Raw genomic sequence first — 15,942 nt, 5'->3', positions numbered from 1 at the left:
TCAGTGATTAACCTTCAGATACAACACACTTTTCTTTGCCGGACAGTATATCTCTCAGCTTTTGATAGTTGGTGAACTGAATCTGATTTCTTGCAATCGCAGTCTGCAGTTTTCCGGTGTGCCAGACCTGCATTTCATCCGCCCGGAAACGGGCATCGAGCATTTTCTTTTCAGCGCTGTCCGTCAGATAAGCCGGATGAATCGCGACGTGATGTAATGCCGGTTTTGCCTGATCAAACATATCGCGATACAAAACCTGACTAAGCGATGGATCTTTTTCCCGTGGTTCCGGGTTGTAATACATCCAGAAGACATCCGGCCCATACAGCTTATCTTCGCGAAGGCTGGCTGTAGCCTCCATTTGTTCCGCTTGGCTCTTCCAGAACAGCTGGGTAATCACCGGCAGCTGGTATTTATCGGCAAGGTTCAGGGTTTCCGTCAGAAAATCATCCCTTGCGTCCCAATAGAGCATATGAAAATCAAGATGGGTGACATTCAGACCCATCGCCAGTGCGCGGGTAATCTGGGCTTCCAGTTCCCTGACGACATCCCGGATATCGGCGTGTTCGGCCAGAGTCGGGCCGTCCGGCCACATATATCCGGCTTCGTTATACAAAGACGGCACCTCTTTCCGGCTCAGCACCGGCCCCCAGCCATTGGCTTCCTGCCATTCATTGGTCAGCGTCAGATGCAGGCCGACCGGCAGATTCCGTTGCCGGGCGTAATTTGCAGAAAAAGCAAAATTTGGTGCAGGCACCATCAGTGAAAAAGTCTGAATCACACCTTGTTCATATAAATCCACCACAGCTCTGTCCATGTCCGGATGCATCCCGACATCATCGGCATTGATGACAAAGACCACATCATCCGGCTGATATCCCAGACACCGGGTCATCTGACTTTCCCTGGCGCATCCGGTCAGCATCCCTGCCACAGTAATCACCGCGACGGCCAGACCCGTTTTTTTCAGTTTCATGCACACTTCCTTTTCAAGCGAACACAGTACTCAGGCTGCACTGATGAAGCAGCAAAGTACGATTCAACCCAACGAATGAATCAAGAGGCATATACCATGACTATTTCTTGATGAACAAGCGCTTTCTTATCAGCATGTTACGAACATCCCTCATAGCGATAAGCAGGGAAGCATATATGCGAAAAAAGAGCACTTTCGTGCTCTTTTTATTCCTTGATTCATCTCAGTCAAAATCACTGTACAGCTGCGGCACTGCAGGCGGGTATTCAATCGGCTGCCATCGATCGCTGAAGGTGTATTTCATGTAGAGCATGAAATGGTTGGGTTCGTAAAAATCTGAACGTTGCAGATCCAAAGATGCCCCTAAATACCAGCGCTCGCTGATCCGCTGCTCGATGGCACCTTCCAGTGCATAACCAAATCCACCGCCCGTACTGACATCTCCGGCTGATGCATCCGGCGCATCTTCTTCCGACCAGGAATGAGAGACGGAACCGCTGACCCGATAAGACAAACGGTTGCCGTAGCGCCCGTAATAATTGACAGGCAGAGACAAGGAGACATAGCGCTGCGGACTGTAATACCCGCCGCTGCCCAGCGTATATTCCCCCAGATTTTTATCGTAATGGAAATACAGCAGGTTGGTGCCGACACTCAGGCGCTGATCATCCGTCGCCATCAGCTTGTAGTAAGCCCCGCCCAGCAACGCCAGCCGGGTATTATCCGCAACATGGTTGCCTGTCATCTGATGATACTGCAGGCTGTTCCAGAAACCGTATGGCTCGCCGATATCCCAGCTTGAACTGAGTTTGATCCCCGTGCGGACCACTCCGCCCCATGTCGTTCCCGCCGGATCGCTGACCCCGTCCGGAACCTGCATCCCGGCATAAGACAACACAGTGCTGGTTTCGGGACGCCGGGATGCCGTGACCGAGACTCCAAAATCTCCCAGCTTGCTGTCAACGGTGACGCCACCCACCCAGGTGCTGTGATCAAAACCCAGCGGTGTCGTACCGATATCCGCAGCCCAATTTTCGGCCTGCCAGCCCACGCCCAAAGCCATGCCGGATGCCTGGCTGCGGAATGTATCGGAATCAACCGAGCGGCCCGCCGGCTTCTCAAAATAGTCCAGATGACCGGAATCAACGTGGACATAATCCGCCCGCAGCAACAAATGTCCGTCCCAGTCTTCCACCGGGATTCGCGCTTGAACCGGGATCTGACTGGATTGGTTCTCACCGTCTCTGGCACTGTAATCCCAGCCGATGATCACGTGACCATCGCTGCGATCACGCAGACGATCGATATCCGCCTTCACATTCCGGGTCAGCCAGTCATCATCCGCTTCCTGATACAGCGTTCGCAATTCAGGGGATGCCTTGCGGGCCTGCTCAGCATCCGGGCTTTTTTCGATCCGGTCAGCATTCAGCGCTTCATAGCCCCGCTGCTCTGCAAGCACCCACTGCTTGTTCTCCATGGCAATTGCCATGGCATTGCGATAATCCATCGCATCGGCATCTGAGCGCAAATCAAGTTCCAGATTCAGGGCATCCGCTTTGGCAGTCTCACCTTGTGCATTCATCACCGGAGCGACAGCCATCAGCTGACGGGCCGACAACGACGCTCGTTTGACAAACAAGCGTTGAGAGGCCCGCTGATAAGCCTCCGAATCACCGGAAAGCGCAGCGGCCTGTAAAACGCCCACCTCAGCTTCCGTCTGGTCAGGTTCCGGTTTCACCAGAATTTGCTGATACAAGGTCAATGCTGTGTCGTGCTGTCCCTGAGCCAGCCGGAGGTCGGCTTCCGCCAGCACCCTGCGGGAATGCAGTGCATCCAGTGCAGCGACCAAAGACTGATCCAGTTCACCATTCAGCTGTTGCTGACCTTTTCCAGCCAGCCACTGATCAAACTCGCTGAATTTCGCCAGCGTAATCATCAGCACGCCGTAGCTGAGTTCAGCCGATTCAGACCACTGCGCATCCGGCGTCATGCCGCGATAAATGGCTTGGGCCCGTTGCCGCTCACCCAAATCTGCCCAGACAACAGCCAGACGGGCCAGTGCCTCGGGCTGATCTGCATATTGCTGGCCCAGCGCATTCAGCTGCGAACGCACGGTGTCCGGATGCGTCTGATAGCGTGCAGTCACATCAGCCAGCGTCTGGTTCAGCTGTAACCGGGTCAGATTCCGCTGCATCGCGTCTGTCCGCTGTGAAACCGGCACACGGGAGAGCACAGTCACCGCTTCCGAAAGTCGATCCGCATGCGCTAAATACAACGCATAAGCGAATAACATGTCCGGATCTGTCGTCCCGGACGACCAGTGTCGCATCAGCACATCGGCCTGCGCTCGTTTTCCGGCCAGAACCAGTGCGTCGGCAATGTCACGGCGCTGCCAGGCTGAGGTCGGATTCAGGGCCAGAAAATCGTTCGCAGCGCGTTCTGCAGCCGGTAAGTCCTGATTTGCCAGAGCCTGATTGAGCCTTTGCTGAGCCGACTGAGTTTTCATGTCTGACAGCCGCTCTGCCAGCACCCGTTGCTGAAACAGAGGCAACCCCTCCACAAAGGCAATTGCCTCCGGCAGTCCGCCCTGTGCCTCACGGACATTCACCCGGCCACGCAGTGCGGTTTCATTATTGCCATCGCGCTGAAGCACCTGCTGATACGCCTGATCAGCCGCTTCAAACTTTTTCTGCGCCAGCAATAACGCAGCCAGTTTGTTATAGGCATAAGGCGCACTAGTATCTGCTGCGATGGCTTTCCGGTAGGCCCGCTCCGCCTGAACGATCTGATCCTGCACTTGGTAGGCATCACCGTCATCCAGATAAGCCCAGTATGACGAGGTTTCCACCAGCGACTGCCACTTACGGATATTGTCCGGATCCGCATCCAACTGCTGTGCCTGCCTGAAGTATCGCAATGCTTTCTTCTGCTGACCCTGGCGCAGATACACCATACCGAGGCCACCCAGAATCTCCGGATCGTTCGGCCGGGCAGACAGCGCATCGGTCAGCAGGCGCTCAGCCTCTTGGTATTGTTCTTTCTCCAGTGATGCCTGCTCCAGCAATGCCAGGCCCCGGCGTTTGGCCTGATAAGTCGGGTCTTTCCGTAATTCCTGCTCGGTTTGCCAGCGTGTCTGAGCATCCTGACTGGCGCGCTGAATCGCCATATCCGACGGATAATAGCTGGCGACGATGGCATACTGATCAGCCACCGCCTGAGAAATCGGCAGTTGCCCCAGCGCCCGCAACCAGGCTTCTGCCGCAACGTGCCCCATATCCGAACGCAGCGCCAGTTGACGGTAGGTGTCCAGAATCCAGGGATCGGCCGGGTCACGGCGCCGGATATGATTCGCCAGTGCCAATTGAAAGCCAGGCACGCCCGGACAGGCCGCATTCAGCTGCTCCAGCCCCTGCTTCACGGCGTCCCAGCGCTCCCTGATGTTGCCTTCAACCTGAAGATATTCCAGCTGCAGTTCTGCCGAAGGCATGCCGTTGGGAAAAAGCTGACGATACGCTTTCAGCGCTTCAGGATAGCGTCCGGCATGAGCCAGCAGACGCGCCTGTTGCAAGGCCGCTTTCTGAGGGCCCTGAATCGCAATCAGATCATTCAGCGCCACCCGTTGCGGAGAACCGGCTTTCAGCTGATTCGCAATGGCCTGCGCCTGTTCCGTCTGATGCTGCTTCAGAAACAGCCTCGCCTGAAAATACAAGCCGTCCGGCTGCTGGCTGTCAATCGCAAACAGACGCTCCAGCGCACTGGCCACAATGTCGTCCCGGTTCAGCGCGGTTGCCAGTGCAATCTGCTCCACCAGAAACGCTACCGAATCCACACCTTCCAGCGACGCGGAAAGCCGAACGGATGTGACCGGCTGATAAACCTGCTTCAGTTGCGCTGGCGTCAACGGGGTGTCCGGCACAATGCCCGCCAGCGCTATCTGGCTGACAAACAGCGACCCGACGCTAAGTACTGCCTGCCTGCGCTGACCCGGAAATCGGATTACTGACATTGATGAATCCATGCTGGCTCCAGTTCCCCGTTCACCCCAAAGCGGTAACGCTGCTGATGCCAGCCCAGCCCGAACATCGCCAGTACATTGTCGTAATAGTGATCATCCGCTTGACGAACCAACAGTTCAGATGCGCGCCTGGCCTGAGCGGCCAGCAACGACGGCTCACTTGAGGCTGCCAGCAACGGCAGTAATGCTGCCGAAAAACCAGCGCTGCCCGCGGACTGAGCACGTCCGTTCTCTGTATTGACTTCACGTGGTGGCGCCGACAGTTTCGCGATCGCGGCCACCATCGGCTGCATGGCTTTCACTAATTTGGCCTTGTCGTTCGAGTCGTTATTCAGCATCCCCGCCCAAAGATAAGTCCGGATGGCGTTATAGCTGCCTGTGGGCCCGGTCTGTTGGTCGGCCGAGAATTGGTTCTGACTGAGCGTCGCCCAGTCCGGACTGAAACCGGCAGGCATGGTCTTCAGAATCATCGCCAGACTGGTTTGATACACCGACTGCCAAGCATGGTGCGGATAAAGATCGCCCATGCGCTGGATCAACTGAAGCGGAACATAACTCGGATTGACCCGGTATCGGCCATCGCCGAGCTCGAATCCTTCAGATCCGGGCAGCAACACCGTGCCCATCCCTTCAATCTTCACGGTCTCTTCCCGCAGGATCCGGTTTGCCATCAGGTAGGCCAGCGAACTGTAATAGTAGTTGTCCCACAAACGTCCGGCTTCGGCCAGGGTGTAGGCAATCCAAAGGTCAGAGTCCGAGGCCGGATTGGCGTCCAGCACACCAAACTGCCCCGACGGCTGACGCCCCCACAGCCATGACGGCAACCGGGCCGTCAGATCGCCTTCAGCCAGCTGGTTCTGCGTCCAGTTCAGTAAAGTGGCGAACGTGCGCTGATCGTTGGCGACCAGCGCAAAAAACAGCCCGTACGACTGACCTTCAGATGTGGTGATCTGACGCGCGTCGCTGCCGTCAACCACCCGGCCATTTACAATGTAAATCGACTGAAACTGCTGCCATTCCGGCCAGTCGCACGTGGCGGCCCAGCTTGTTCCTTGAAACAAGAGGCACAGGAGAATCATCAGCTTTTTCATTCGTTTCCTTCTCCTTTTGCCAAACGTCTGGCCGCAATTTTACGCAGGATCCGCCACAGGAAGACGGTTACAATCACCACCAGCAAAGCCGCCAGACTGGCCACCCACACCGGATGGTTCGAGAAGTGGTACCAGACCAGTTTCCACACCGGCAGCTTTCCGACATAGTAACGCTGTCCCACATTGTAGCTGGCGACTTCCTGATTTCTCAGGATCACGACAGAACCCGACATGAACTCAACTTTTCCGGCATCAGTCAGTGCCTGATCGACCAGTTTCAATGACTGGGGACTGGCGGCCATTATGGTGACCAGACTGCGTTTTTTGGTAAAGGGCGATTCCATCCCCGTCATCGCTGCAAACGCACCGCCGGCTTCCACAGACACCACATCCGCGGCATCCTGATTGCCGGTCGGCGAAGCCAGCCAGTTCATGCCCAGGGATTTCTCATTTCTGCCCGGCAAGCGGATCTGACGCTCTCCGACTTTCACCACCAGATTGACCTGATCGCGGTCAAGCGCGGCACTGCTCAGTTCAGGCACAACACCAAGACTCAGGATATCTTTGTCTTTCAATGTCTTGTTGTCCCACTGATTGGTCAGGGTAACATTGACCCCCGGGTAACCGGCATCCGCACCCAGACGTCCCATCACATTCAGGAAAGTCTGCAGTTCTTCCCGGGTCGGCGATGCCGATATCACCACAGCCGTGTCCGCCAGATCGGCCATTCGGGTAAACGGGAAACCGGATGTAGCAAAAGCACGCATGTTCGGCATTTCGATGTAATGCGAAAAACCACTGAAATCAATGGTTGAACTGCCATCAATCACAGCATATTGCTTGCTGGGCTGAGTGACCTGACAGTTCCCCTCAGTCACCGATGCGAAACCGAATTCAAACTCAACATGATTTTTGCTGCCGACCTTGAACGCCGGAATACGAACCCGGTTACTGCCGCTCAGAATGCCGTCGTCCAGCAAAGGGACCCGGATGCGTTTGGATTCGCCCCCTTTCCCTTCAGTCGTCAGATTAAACGCCTCGACGAACTCATCGTTAATTTTGAGGCTGAGCCGCGAGCCCGAGTTATCCGTCATCGGCGGTGAATACCGGTAGCTGAGATCCATCGGAATCCCCCGGCTCTGCCAGGTGAACAGATCCGGTGCCAGTTGTAAATTCAGGTTGATAGGTGCGGGAGCACGCCCTTCCACCTGGAGCTGATTGCGCTGTGCCACCAGTTCTGAAAACGCAACCGGTCGCGAGGTATCCACCCAGTTCGGCGCATCATAAGGTACTCTGGGTCTGACCTGCTTCACTGCATTGATTTTCGCCATCGGACCGGTGAGCAGTTGGGTGCCCAACGCCAGCCCCTGAACGGCGGTATTCAGATCCTCACTGTCCCGGCCAATCACCAGCAGCAGCTTGGCAAAAGGATGGGTGGGATGGGTGATCATCTGCAGGCGCGGGCCGTCGGTGTCGGGAAAATCACGCAGAAAATCAGGCTTGTTATCGTTGGTCACAAACACCACCGCATGCTGCCCGGGCAAAGCGTCGAAAGACAACGGAAACCGGGCACCGCGCCACTGGGACAAAGCGCCAAAATGGGATGCCAGCACTCCGGCCGCTTTGATTTGGGCCAGATCATAGTGATCACCCATCACCACGGGCAGGTTCAGACGTGTGAAATCTCGCGGGTCAAAAAACGGTGCCGGCAGCAGGCTCAAATCACTCTGAACCCGGGTTTTCTGGACCATCAGCTCAACGTGACTGCTCTGGCTGATTTCCGCCCAGATACTGGCATCATTCGGATTGGAGCAGGTTTTGTGGGTATTGCCGATCAGTTCAAACCGAATCTGGTTATAGTTACTGAAATAGCGGGCATCCAGCGGCATCGAAATCGACATCTTCCGGCCCTGCTGACCATCCGTAATCGGCACCACGCCCATCAGTTCGTCATTCAGATACACCTTGATGTGAGAAACCAGCGCCAGCAGCGCCGGGGAAGGCGTCACATCAAAATACAGGTTTCCCTGCGCAATCACTTCATCCAGCCGGGAGCCGAAACCAATGTAGGCATTCGCTTCGCTGCCCTGAATGCCAACAGAACCTTGAAAACCCAGCTGTGAAAACGGCAGCTCGCGTTTGCTGACAGCGGATAAAGTCTGCGGGGCAACAGACGGAACCGTCCCCGCCAATGTTTCCTGTGCGCCGGCAACTGCAGACACACCCATTCCCATAAGGATGGCTGAAAGTGTTTTTATTGTTTGATTCAGTTTCATTCTTTTAAGTCCTGTTTGGGACAAAACGGGGTCTGAGAGACCTGATCACATCAATGACCGATAAGACAATCTGTACAACAGTCGCGAGTATTTTTGGGCCGTGCCGGACCAGACGCCGGTAGCCGTCGAGTCCCACCTGAAGAACCGCCTGCATGCTCGACAGCGGCTTATCCGATGCATAAGACTGCTGCCATTTCGCCCAGGTGTCGGCACGGGCAAAAGTGCACTGCACATAATCAATCCGTTGTTGCATACTCAGGCGATCCAGCTGCAGGCCGAGCATCCCCTGACGGGCAAAGGCGATGATGGCCGGGAACACAAAGGACTGGTTCCCGCGGCTGAGGACCACTTCCAGTTTCTGCGTCGCCATCGCTTGCAGCCGCTCACTGTCTCCGTCAGCCAGCTCAATCCGCATGCCGCCCAGCGAGAAATCCTTGAGAACAGCCTGCAGCAAATGACCGGAATGCAGCCGGATTGCCACCGGAATGGACACCTCCACCCGGTGATCCCGACGCACCTGCTTGGCTTCCACCGCAACAGCCACGGCAGCACCAAGGATCAACAGGTTATAAAGTGTCCAGAGAAGGTTCACCAGCACGGTGGTGAACTCATGATCCGGGCCCCAGCCTAAGCGGTACACGCCTACGCCCAGACCCAGCACATTCAGGAGCACCAGCACCAGATAAGGCCGTGAGATCACCCAGTCATAATGCGATTCTTCCACCAGGCCGCCTTTCGCGGTGACGTTAAATTTGCCTTTATGCGGGGCGAACAGCGCCACCGTTGTCGGGCGGGCGATGTACCAGGCCAGCACGGTTTCATACACTTCTCCCCAGAAGGAGTAGCGGTAATCCCCCTGCATCCGCGAATTGGTCAAGCTGGCGTGGATCATGTGCGGCAGCACATACAGCACAATCGCCATCGCTGGTGCATAAATGATGTATTCATGCAGCAGCAGGAACGCCAGTGGTGCAGTCAGAAAAACCAGCCGCGGAATACCCGAGAGAAAATGCAGCATGGCATTGGCATAACAGAGTCGCTGGGACAGCTTGAGTCCTTTACCGGTCAGCGGATTATCGACCCGGAAAATCTGCGCCATCCCGCGTGCCCAGCGGATCCGCTGCCCCACATGAGCAGAGAGCGTTTCAGTCGCCAGACCCGCTGAAATCGGCTGTTTCAGGTACGCCGAGTGATAACCCAGACGATGCATCCGCAGCGAGGTATGCGCATCTTCAGTGACGGTTTCCACCGCAATGCCGCCCACTTCTTCCAGCGGGGCACGACGAAGCACCGCACAGGATCCGCAAAAGAAAGTGGCATCCCACAGGTCATTGCCGTCCTGAATCAGGCCATAAAAAAGATTGCCTTCATTCGGGATATTCCGGAAATTCGACAGATTCCGCTCAAAGGGATCCGGTGAAAAGAAATGGTGCGGTGTCTGAATCAGCGCCAGTTTCGGATCCTTGAGAAACAGTCCCATTGTCAGCTGAAAGAACACCCGGGCCGGAATATGGTCACAGTCGAATATCGCAACATACTCACCGCTCGATTGTCTGAGCGCATAGTTGATGTTGCCCGCTTTGGCATGCTCATTGGTCGGACGGCGAATATAGTGAACTCCGACTTCATCGGCAAAGTCACGAAAGCTGTCCCGTTTCCCGTCATCCAGAATATAGATATTCAGTTTATCCTTCGGCCAGTCGACACCCAGTGAGGCGTACACTGTGGCACGCACCACATCCAGATCTTCATTGTAGGTCGGGATCATGATGTCAATCGTCGGCCAGAGTTCAGTGTCTGACGGCAGCGCAACAGGCTTACGGTTTAACGGCCAGATATTCTGGAAATATCCCAGCATCAGCACCAGCCAGGCATAAGTTTCAGCGAGCAGCAGCAGGCAGCCCAGCCCCAGAGCCAGCGGTTCATCCCAGTTCAGGGTGGACGTATACCGCCACCACAGGTAACGGCACGAAGCGGTTACCGACAGGATAATCAGCAACAATGTCGGAAAATGTCCGGGCATGCGCCGGAACATCATCGCCAGCGCCCAGAGCAGCAACACGAAAACCGTCTGTGCCTGCAGGCCAAACGGCACCGTGAAACAAATCAGGGCCAGCAAGACCACAACACACAACAGCATCAGGTTCACCACCTTACCCGTCCGGCTGTCTTTGAGGATCGCCCTGAAATTTTCGGTATCGGATTCGGTTGCCTGCTGTTCCAGCCATTGCACGGCAATGCTGAGACGTTGCAGCGGCAGGTAAAAGATCTGAGCTGACCCGCGATAGGCCCGGCCCAGCCACGTCTGCAACCAGCCCTTAATATCCCCGGGCGCGTGCTGCCTGACACACAGCAGCCACAGGCTTTGGATCAGAAAACGGATCGGATCCAGCCAGACAGGGGCCGCAAAGTTGATCTGCGGGTAATAGACCAGCGGCAGTCGCCAGGCCGGTACACCGGCCACTTCCGGCTTCAGCAACAGAAACGCAAAGACCAGCCAGCACCCGAGCACCAAATGCCCCAAACCGGTCATTGGTTTCCCGCCTTCACGCTCAAAGGCTGCTTTCTGCGCCTGAAACTGCCCGACCACCCAGGCTTTAAAAATGAAATTCAAGGGGTTCAACATAGTTCAATGTTCGAATCAGTGTGATGACAGCTGCGCAATACACCAGAGTGCCAGCGTCTGATAATCTCTGGCGGCCTGACTGCCGGGTGAGTAGTGCTGTACTGTGGTCAGGTTGGCGGCGCTGTCCATGAGTGCGATATCCCGGTGCAGGACAACCGGAGATAACAGCGGCCCCAGCTCGTTTTTCATGACTAGCATAAAATCACGGCTGAGTTCTGTTTCCGGCTGAAACTGATTCAGAACAAACTTCAGCGTCGTCTGATTCTCTGGGCCTGCGGATCCCTCAAACTGAGGCATGTTGTGCTGAAGCACAGCATAGCTGGCTGCATCCGGCGTCAGCACGACCAGCACCAAATCAAATTGTTCGGAGGCATTCAGGGTGTTCAGCCATTGCAGATCGCTGACCACCAGATGATAAAGCTGCCAGTGTTCCCGCTCATCGTCGCGTTTCACCCGGGACAGCGCAGTCACCAGTTCAGAAAGATACAAAGCCCGTTGCGCGGTAAAACGGCTGAGGAAAGGCTGACTCAGTTGCCCGAAAGGCAAAAATGCCACCCCGTGCGGGCTTTCAAAGCCGGACGCAAACCAATCTCCGGAATCGCAGATACGGCTGGCCCAGCCATCGGTATGACTAAAAGGCATGCCAAGGTTCAGCCGGAGGACATTGACGGGATCGGTATCCACCGCCAGCACATCTTTCTGCACCTGAACCAGCGACTGTGCCAGATGGGCTGTCACCGTATTTGATCCCGCCCCACCGCGAAGACTGACGATCGCGACGCGTTTCATAAAGCTTTCGCAACACCCGGCTGACGGCTGTGCCGACGCTGCGGCTCAGCGCCGGACTGAGACGAAACCGGCATTAGCGAGTCTCCCCGAAAAATGAGCCATTTGCGTTTTGCATTGGTATAAGTCTCATTTTCAGTCATCTCAATATAATCATGGTGCGGCATTTTGTAAGACGCATAGATAGCGTCAATATCTTTGGCTGGCACGGACACGTATTATCACCACTTGTTAAAAAATATAAATATTTGAACCACAAAGGAACCAATGAGAATGATTCGTTGATTCAATAAGAAAATAGATTGTTTTTTTATTAACTTTTGTAATACATAATGCTCAAAAAAATCCCACAAAATAATCCTGTTTTTCAAGCTTGTATAATTAGAGAAATGAAAATAAGACCGGATGGCCATCTTCATTTGCCAAATAATTATCTATAGAATTTATCCAACTCGCAACCAAACACATACCAAAACATTTGAATGCTTGTAAAAACATATAAATAGATGTTTACTGCAACCCGTTCACGGCGATGATAAAAGAAATAGCGCCAATATGTTTCACTTTTTAACCAGATTCTATATGATCTGCGTGTATTTTTGGCACAACCTTTCTTGATGCCTGCACCTGCGATTCCCGACCACAGTGCGTTCATGACGCACATTCTGATTGGGTGACTATTTTTGAGTACAATTTATGTCTATATATCAAGGCAGGCTGCCTGTTGAAAAAAAAGAATCTCGCTCGGTATATGTTAATTTATTTGGACATAAATCTGTTGCAACCGATTACCTGATTTCGACAAATAAACAGAATCAAAACATAACGTTCACATGTCTGAATGATAAAGACAGCTTTTACAGCGGACTGAATGAAGAAATATTACCTGAATTAAAATCATCTCTGAAGCGTCAAGGGAATCGAATTTATTTCCTGACAAAAAATATGTCAGAACGTTCCCTTCATGTTGAAAAAATCATTCAGGATATTTTTCGTATTCGCATTTCGAAGCAATCAAACTTGACGTTGCTCATTCCTGATATTCTGCTGGCCAATTTATCGCAGCAGAGTCTCGGGCAATTATTTGAATTGCTCAAACAATATGCAACTCAGCGGCATTTAACCATCGAGGTTTTGCTGTATGGCTCGCTGGCTGTCTCAGTCAGGCCCGCATTACTGGCGCTCAACTCTCTGCTGGCCGGACTGGCAACCATGACGGCCGTCAGGCCCGGTAAATACCAGTATCAGATTGCGTTCTGGGCCAGTCGTCAGGGTATCCGGGCCGACGAAACCTGGCTGATCAGCCGGGAATCCGCCGGAGAGCTGGTCGTGCTCCCGCCGTCTGAATCTGCCCTTCCGGCGCAAACGGCAACGAATACGGATCAGTCGCCCGTCATTCTGAGCCGAGAAGCGCTGAATGAGAGAGTGCAGCCAAACGACTCGTTACAAATCATGCCTTCCAATCAGGCAGTTCTGAGCGATGCTGAGCGGCCGGGGAATGCGACTCTTATTCTGGGCTGCGGATCGCCCGAAATGATCCGCCAGCTGGCTGTTGATTGCTTCCGCATCAGGCAACAAGCCGGCCCGAAACTGAAAATTATCATCCGGGAAACACGCCAGTGCCTGCGATACAGCGATGAAGCCTTTCTTCTCAAAGCGGGCGTGAATTTAATCGTGCCATATCAACTGCCTTTCACCCGGCTGATGAGTCAGGCTGAAGCCATCCAGTACCAGGTGCTGACGCGTCCCCTGCCGGAAGAAACAGAAGAACTGCTGTCTTTCGACTTGCGCTATGAACACAGAGGTTACCTGGAGAACCCGGTGTTTGCTCAGTACTGCCATCAGATCATGCAGCGCTCGACGCCATCTCAGCTGAGATTCGCTCTTGTGAAACTCAGCCTGTTGCCCGGGATGAAAGCAGAAGAGTGCCTGCGCCTGTGTCATATCCGGCGCAACGGCGATGTCGTCACGGCCTGTCATGGCGCACTCTATGTTCTGTTCAGTGCGATTCGACAGGCGGATATTCACACCGCGCTGAACAATATTTTTGATTTCCCGGTCCGGGATCTGTTTCACCAGGTTCGAGTCATTCACACCCATCACGACACAGAGCGTGAATTGACAGCAGTGGCCGAAGATGCGGTCTCTGTCTCCGGGTTGAGCGCATCCGGCACCACGGAACCGGACCACTTTTACAGGCGATCATCCGGACATTCATCAGGCCACGCATCAGGCAGACATGAGGGCATGCCACTGTTTGCTGTCCCGAAACCCATCCAGTTACAAGGTGATTCATGAACGTTGACGACTTTCTCCTGACAGCCGGTATCAGCCTGCTGATTGGCCTGGTTCTGGGCTATTTCGGACGTGAGCTCACCGCCAAAGGTATCCGGGTGTACCGGAGCCATTTCAGGCGTTCACACTACTTTGAACAAGACTAACAAAACCGACAAACAGTAAGCGCACATGACGACCCAAATCACTTCCCAAACTGCTCAGCCCCTGCAAGGGCTGGGTTGGTGGAATGTCTATTTCATCATTAAAATCGCTCTCTTCCTGCAGGGCATTCTCAGCTTTCACCCGCTCGAAAACTTCGCGCTGGTTATCTTCCTGCTCTTGCCGCTGAAAGGCAGATTGCTGCAGATCCTGCGACTGATGGTTGCGATCCCGGCAGCCGCCTGGCTGATGCATTACGACTCTTACTTGCCGCCGCTGGAACGGCTATGGGCTCAAATGGGCCAGTTGATGCAGTTTGAATGGCATTACCTGCTGGAACTGACGGGCCGGGTTATCTCTTTTCAGACCCTGGCGGCACTGTTTGCCGTCGCTGCCGGTTATTCTCTGCTCAACCGTGTGCTGCGAGTCTCGGTTATTGTAGTGGCGACCCTGTTTGTTATCAGCTTGCCCGCAGCGCAAATGTCGGCGGCCGTTGCCCAGCCAGAACAGCAGACTGTCGGCGAGAAGACTATTCCTGACAACCACACTGTGCCTGACAGCCAGACGGTTAAAACTGCGACATCTGTGACGTCCCCGACCGGGACCGATGACGCATCACTGAATACTTATCTGTCCGGCTTTTTTGACACCGAATCCGAACGTCAGGTGTTGTTTGACAACCGCGCCCAAACCGCTGCACCCTTTGATCTGCTGTTCCTGAGTCTCTGCTCTGTTGCCTGGGATGATATCGAAATCGCCGGACTGTCCGATCACCCATTGTTCAAAGAATTCGATGTCCTCTTTGATCGGTACAATGCCGCAACCTCTTACAGCGGTCCGGCCGTGATCCGTCTGCTGCGCGCAAGCTGTGGTCAGGAAAACCACCGTCAGCTGTTCTCAGGCGCACCCTCACAGCAGTGTTACCTGTTTGATAATCTGAAAAGACTCGGTTTTGAAGAGAACCTGATCATGAACCATGACGGGGTCTTCGATAACTTCCTGCAGTTGATCAAAACCGAAGGGCAGGTCAGTGCCGATTTGATGCCACAACAGGGCTTTCCCCCCTATCAGAAAGCATTTGACGGCAAGCCCGTTTACCGTGACCGGCAGGTGCTGGAAGATTGGTTCACGCACCGGAAATCCGATCACAGCGAAAAGGTAGTGACGCTCTACAACACCATTTCCCTGCATGACGGCAACCGGATCATCCGCGGTGATACATCGACCAGCATGGCCAGCTACAAAACCCGGCTGAAGAACCTGCTTGATGACCTGTATGCGTTCTTCCAGACCCTGAAACAGTCAGAGCGCAACATCGTGGTGGTCATGATCCCGGAACATGGTGCCGGAATGAAAGGTGACCGGATGCAGATTTCCGGCATGCGTGAAATACCGTCTGAATCGATCACGCATATTCCGGTCGGCCTGAAAATCTTCGGCAAAGGCATGGTCCGGACGGGCGCTCCGGTTCACGTCACTGCGCCTTCCAGCCATCTGGCCCTGTCGCAGCTGATCAGTAACGTTCTGGCACAAAATCCGTATGAAACCGGACATTTTGACCCGGCCAGCCTGATCAAAAACCTGCCGGAAACCCCAAGGGTCTCGCAAAATGAAGGCTCGACCGTCATTGATGTCAATGGCAAGCCATACATCTCGCTGGACGGCAACACCTGGTCGGTATACCCGGCCCACTGACGCCCGTCTCCTCAGACAGCACAACACGCCACCGGTCAGGT

At 54.3% G+C, this 15,942-nt stretch carries 10 protein-coding genes; 3 read left to right on the top strand and 7 right to left on the bottom strand.

What is annotated here, in order from left to right:
* Nucleotides 1-7: 7 nt before the first annotated feature.
* From ACYP03_RS06625 to ACYP03_RS06595, 7 genes are all read right to left on the bottom strand, one after another.
* A complete protein-coding gene (locus tag ACYP03_RS06625; RefSeq protein WP_459778977.1) occupies nt 8-976 on the bottom strand; it encodes a polysaccharide deacetylase family protein in 969 nt (322 codons plus the stop codon).
* 223 nt (nt 977-1,199) lie between these two features.
* Nucleotides 1,200-4,982, bottom strand: coding sequence for a cellulose synthase subunit BcsC-related outer membrane protein (locus tag ACYP03_RS06620; protein WP_459778976.1), 3,783 nt, complete (start codon nt 4,980-4,982; stop codon nt 1,200-1,202).
* Nucleotides 4,973-6,082 carry a cellulose synthase complex periplasmic endoglucanase BcsZ gene (bcsZ, locus tag ACYP03_RS06615; RefSeq protein WP_459778975.1) on the bottom strand — a complete coding sequence of 370 codons (1,110 nt, stop codon included), beginning with the start codon at nt 6,080-6,082 and terminating at the stop codon, nt 4,973-4,975. Before bcsZ ends, ACYP03_RS06620 begins: the two co-directional genes overlap by 10 nt.
* On the bottom strand, nt 6,079-8,358 hold the full coding sequence (bcsB, locus tag ACYP03_RS06610; RefSeq protein WP_459778974.1) for a cellulose biosynthesis cyclic di-GMP-binding regulatory protein BcsB: 2,280 nt from the start codon (nt 8,356-8,358) through the stop codon (nt 6,079-6,081). Before bcsB ends, bcsZ begins: the two co-directional genes overlap by 4 nt.
* 4 nt (nt 8,359-8,362) lie before the next feature.
* Nucleotides 8,363-10,984: a UDP-forming cellulose synthase catalytic subunit gene (gene bcsA / locus ACYP03_RS06605; RefSeq protein ID WP_459778973.1), complete on the bottom strand. Its 2,622-nt coding sequence runs from the start codon at nt 10,982-10,984 to the stop codon at nt 8,363-8,365.
* Nucleotides 10,985-10,999: 15 nt separating this feature from the next.
* On the bottom strand, nt 11,000-11,773 hold the full coding sequence (gene bcsQ, locus ACYP03_RS06600) for a cellulose biosynthesis protein BcsQ (protein WP_459778972.1): 774 nt from the start codon (nt 11,771-11,773) through the stop codon (nt 11,000-11,002).
* Nucleotides 11,770-11,985: a hypothetical protein gene (locus tag ACYP03_RS06595; protein WP_248143139.1), complete on the bottom strand. Its 216-nt coding sequence runs from the start codon at nt 11,983-11,985 to the stop codon at nt 11,770-11,772. The genes bcsQ and ACYP03_RS06595 overlap by 4 nt, the downstream gene beginning before the upstream one ends.
* 481 nt (nt 11,986-12,466) lie before the next feature.
* Here ACYP03_RS06595 and bcsE point away from each other — a divergent pair, with 481 nt between their 5' ends.
* Genes bcsE through bcsG form a run of 3 tightly spaced genes read left to right on the top strand, consistent with a single transcriptional unit; the run spans nt 12,467 to nt 15,901 of the window.
* Nucleotides 12,467-14,068 carry a cellulose biosynthesis protein BcsE gene (gene bcsE / locus ACYP03_RS06590; protein ID WP_459778971.1) on the top strand — a complete coding sequence of 534 codons (1,602 nt, stop codon included), beginning with the start codon at nt 12,467-12,469 and terminating at the stop codon, nt 14,066-14,068.
* Nucleotides 14,065-14,211, top strand: coding sequence for a hypothetical protein (locus ACYP03_RS06585; protein WP_248143137.1), 147 nt, complete (start codon nt 14,065-14,067; stop codon nt 14,209-14,211). Before bcsE ends, ACYP03_RS06585 begins: the two co-directional genes overlap by 4 nt.
* 25 nt (nt 14,212-14,236) lie before the next feature.
* Nucleotides 14,237-15,901 (top strand): cellulose biosynthesis protein BcsG, encoded by a 1,665-nt coding sequence (gene bcsG, locus ACYP03_RS06580; RefSeq protein WP_459778970.1) that lies wholly within the window; start codon nt 14,237-14,239, stop codon nt 15,899-15,901.
* Nucleotides 15,902-15,942: the final 41 nt, after the last annotated feature.

The organism is Photobacterium sp. R1 (assembly GCF_054600795.1).
This window is presented reverse-complemented; position numbering and strand designations above follow the sequence as displayed.

Coding starts and splice junctions, on each gene's coding strand:
- bcsE (WP_459778971.1), top strand. CDS start 12,467: ATGTCTATATATCAAGGCAGGCTGCCTGTTGAAAAAAAAGAATCTCGC.
- ACYP03_RS06620 (WP_459778976.1), bottom strand. CDS start 4,982: ATGTCAGTAATCCGATTTCCGGGTCAGCGCAGGCAGGCAGTACTTAGC.
- ACYP03_RS06585 (WP_248143137.1), top strand. CDS start 14,065: ATGAACGTTGACGACTTTCTCCTGACAGCCGGTATCAGCCTGCTGATT.
- bcsB (WP_459778974.1), bottom strand. CDS start 8,358: ATGAAACTGAATCAAACAATAAAAACACTTTCAGCCATCCTTATGGGA.
- bcsA (WP_459778973.1), bottom strand. CDS start 10,984: ATGTTGAACCCCTTGAATTTCATTTTTAAAGCCTGGGTGGTCGGGCAG.
- bcsG (WP_459778970.1), top strand. CDS start 14,237: ATGACGACCCAAATCACTTCCCAAACTGCTCAGCCCCTGCAAGGGCTG.
- bcsQ (WP_459778972.1), bottom strand. CDS start 11,773: ATGAAACGCGTCGCGATCGTCAGTCTTCGCGGTGGGGCGGGATCAAAT.
- ACYP03_RS06625 (WP_459778977.1), bottom strand. CDS start 976: ATGAAACTGAAAAAAACGGGTCTGGCCGTCGCGGTGATTACTGTGGCA.
- bcsZ (WP_459778975.1), bottom strand. CDS start 6,082: ATGAAAAAGCTGATGATTCTCCTGTGCCTCTTGTTTCAAGGAACAAGC.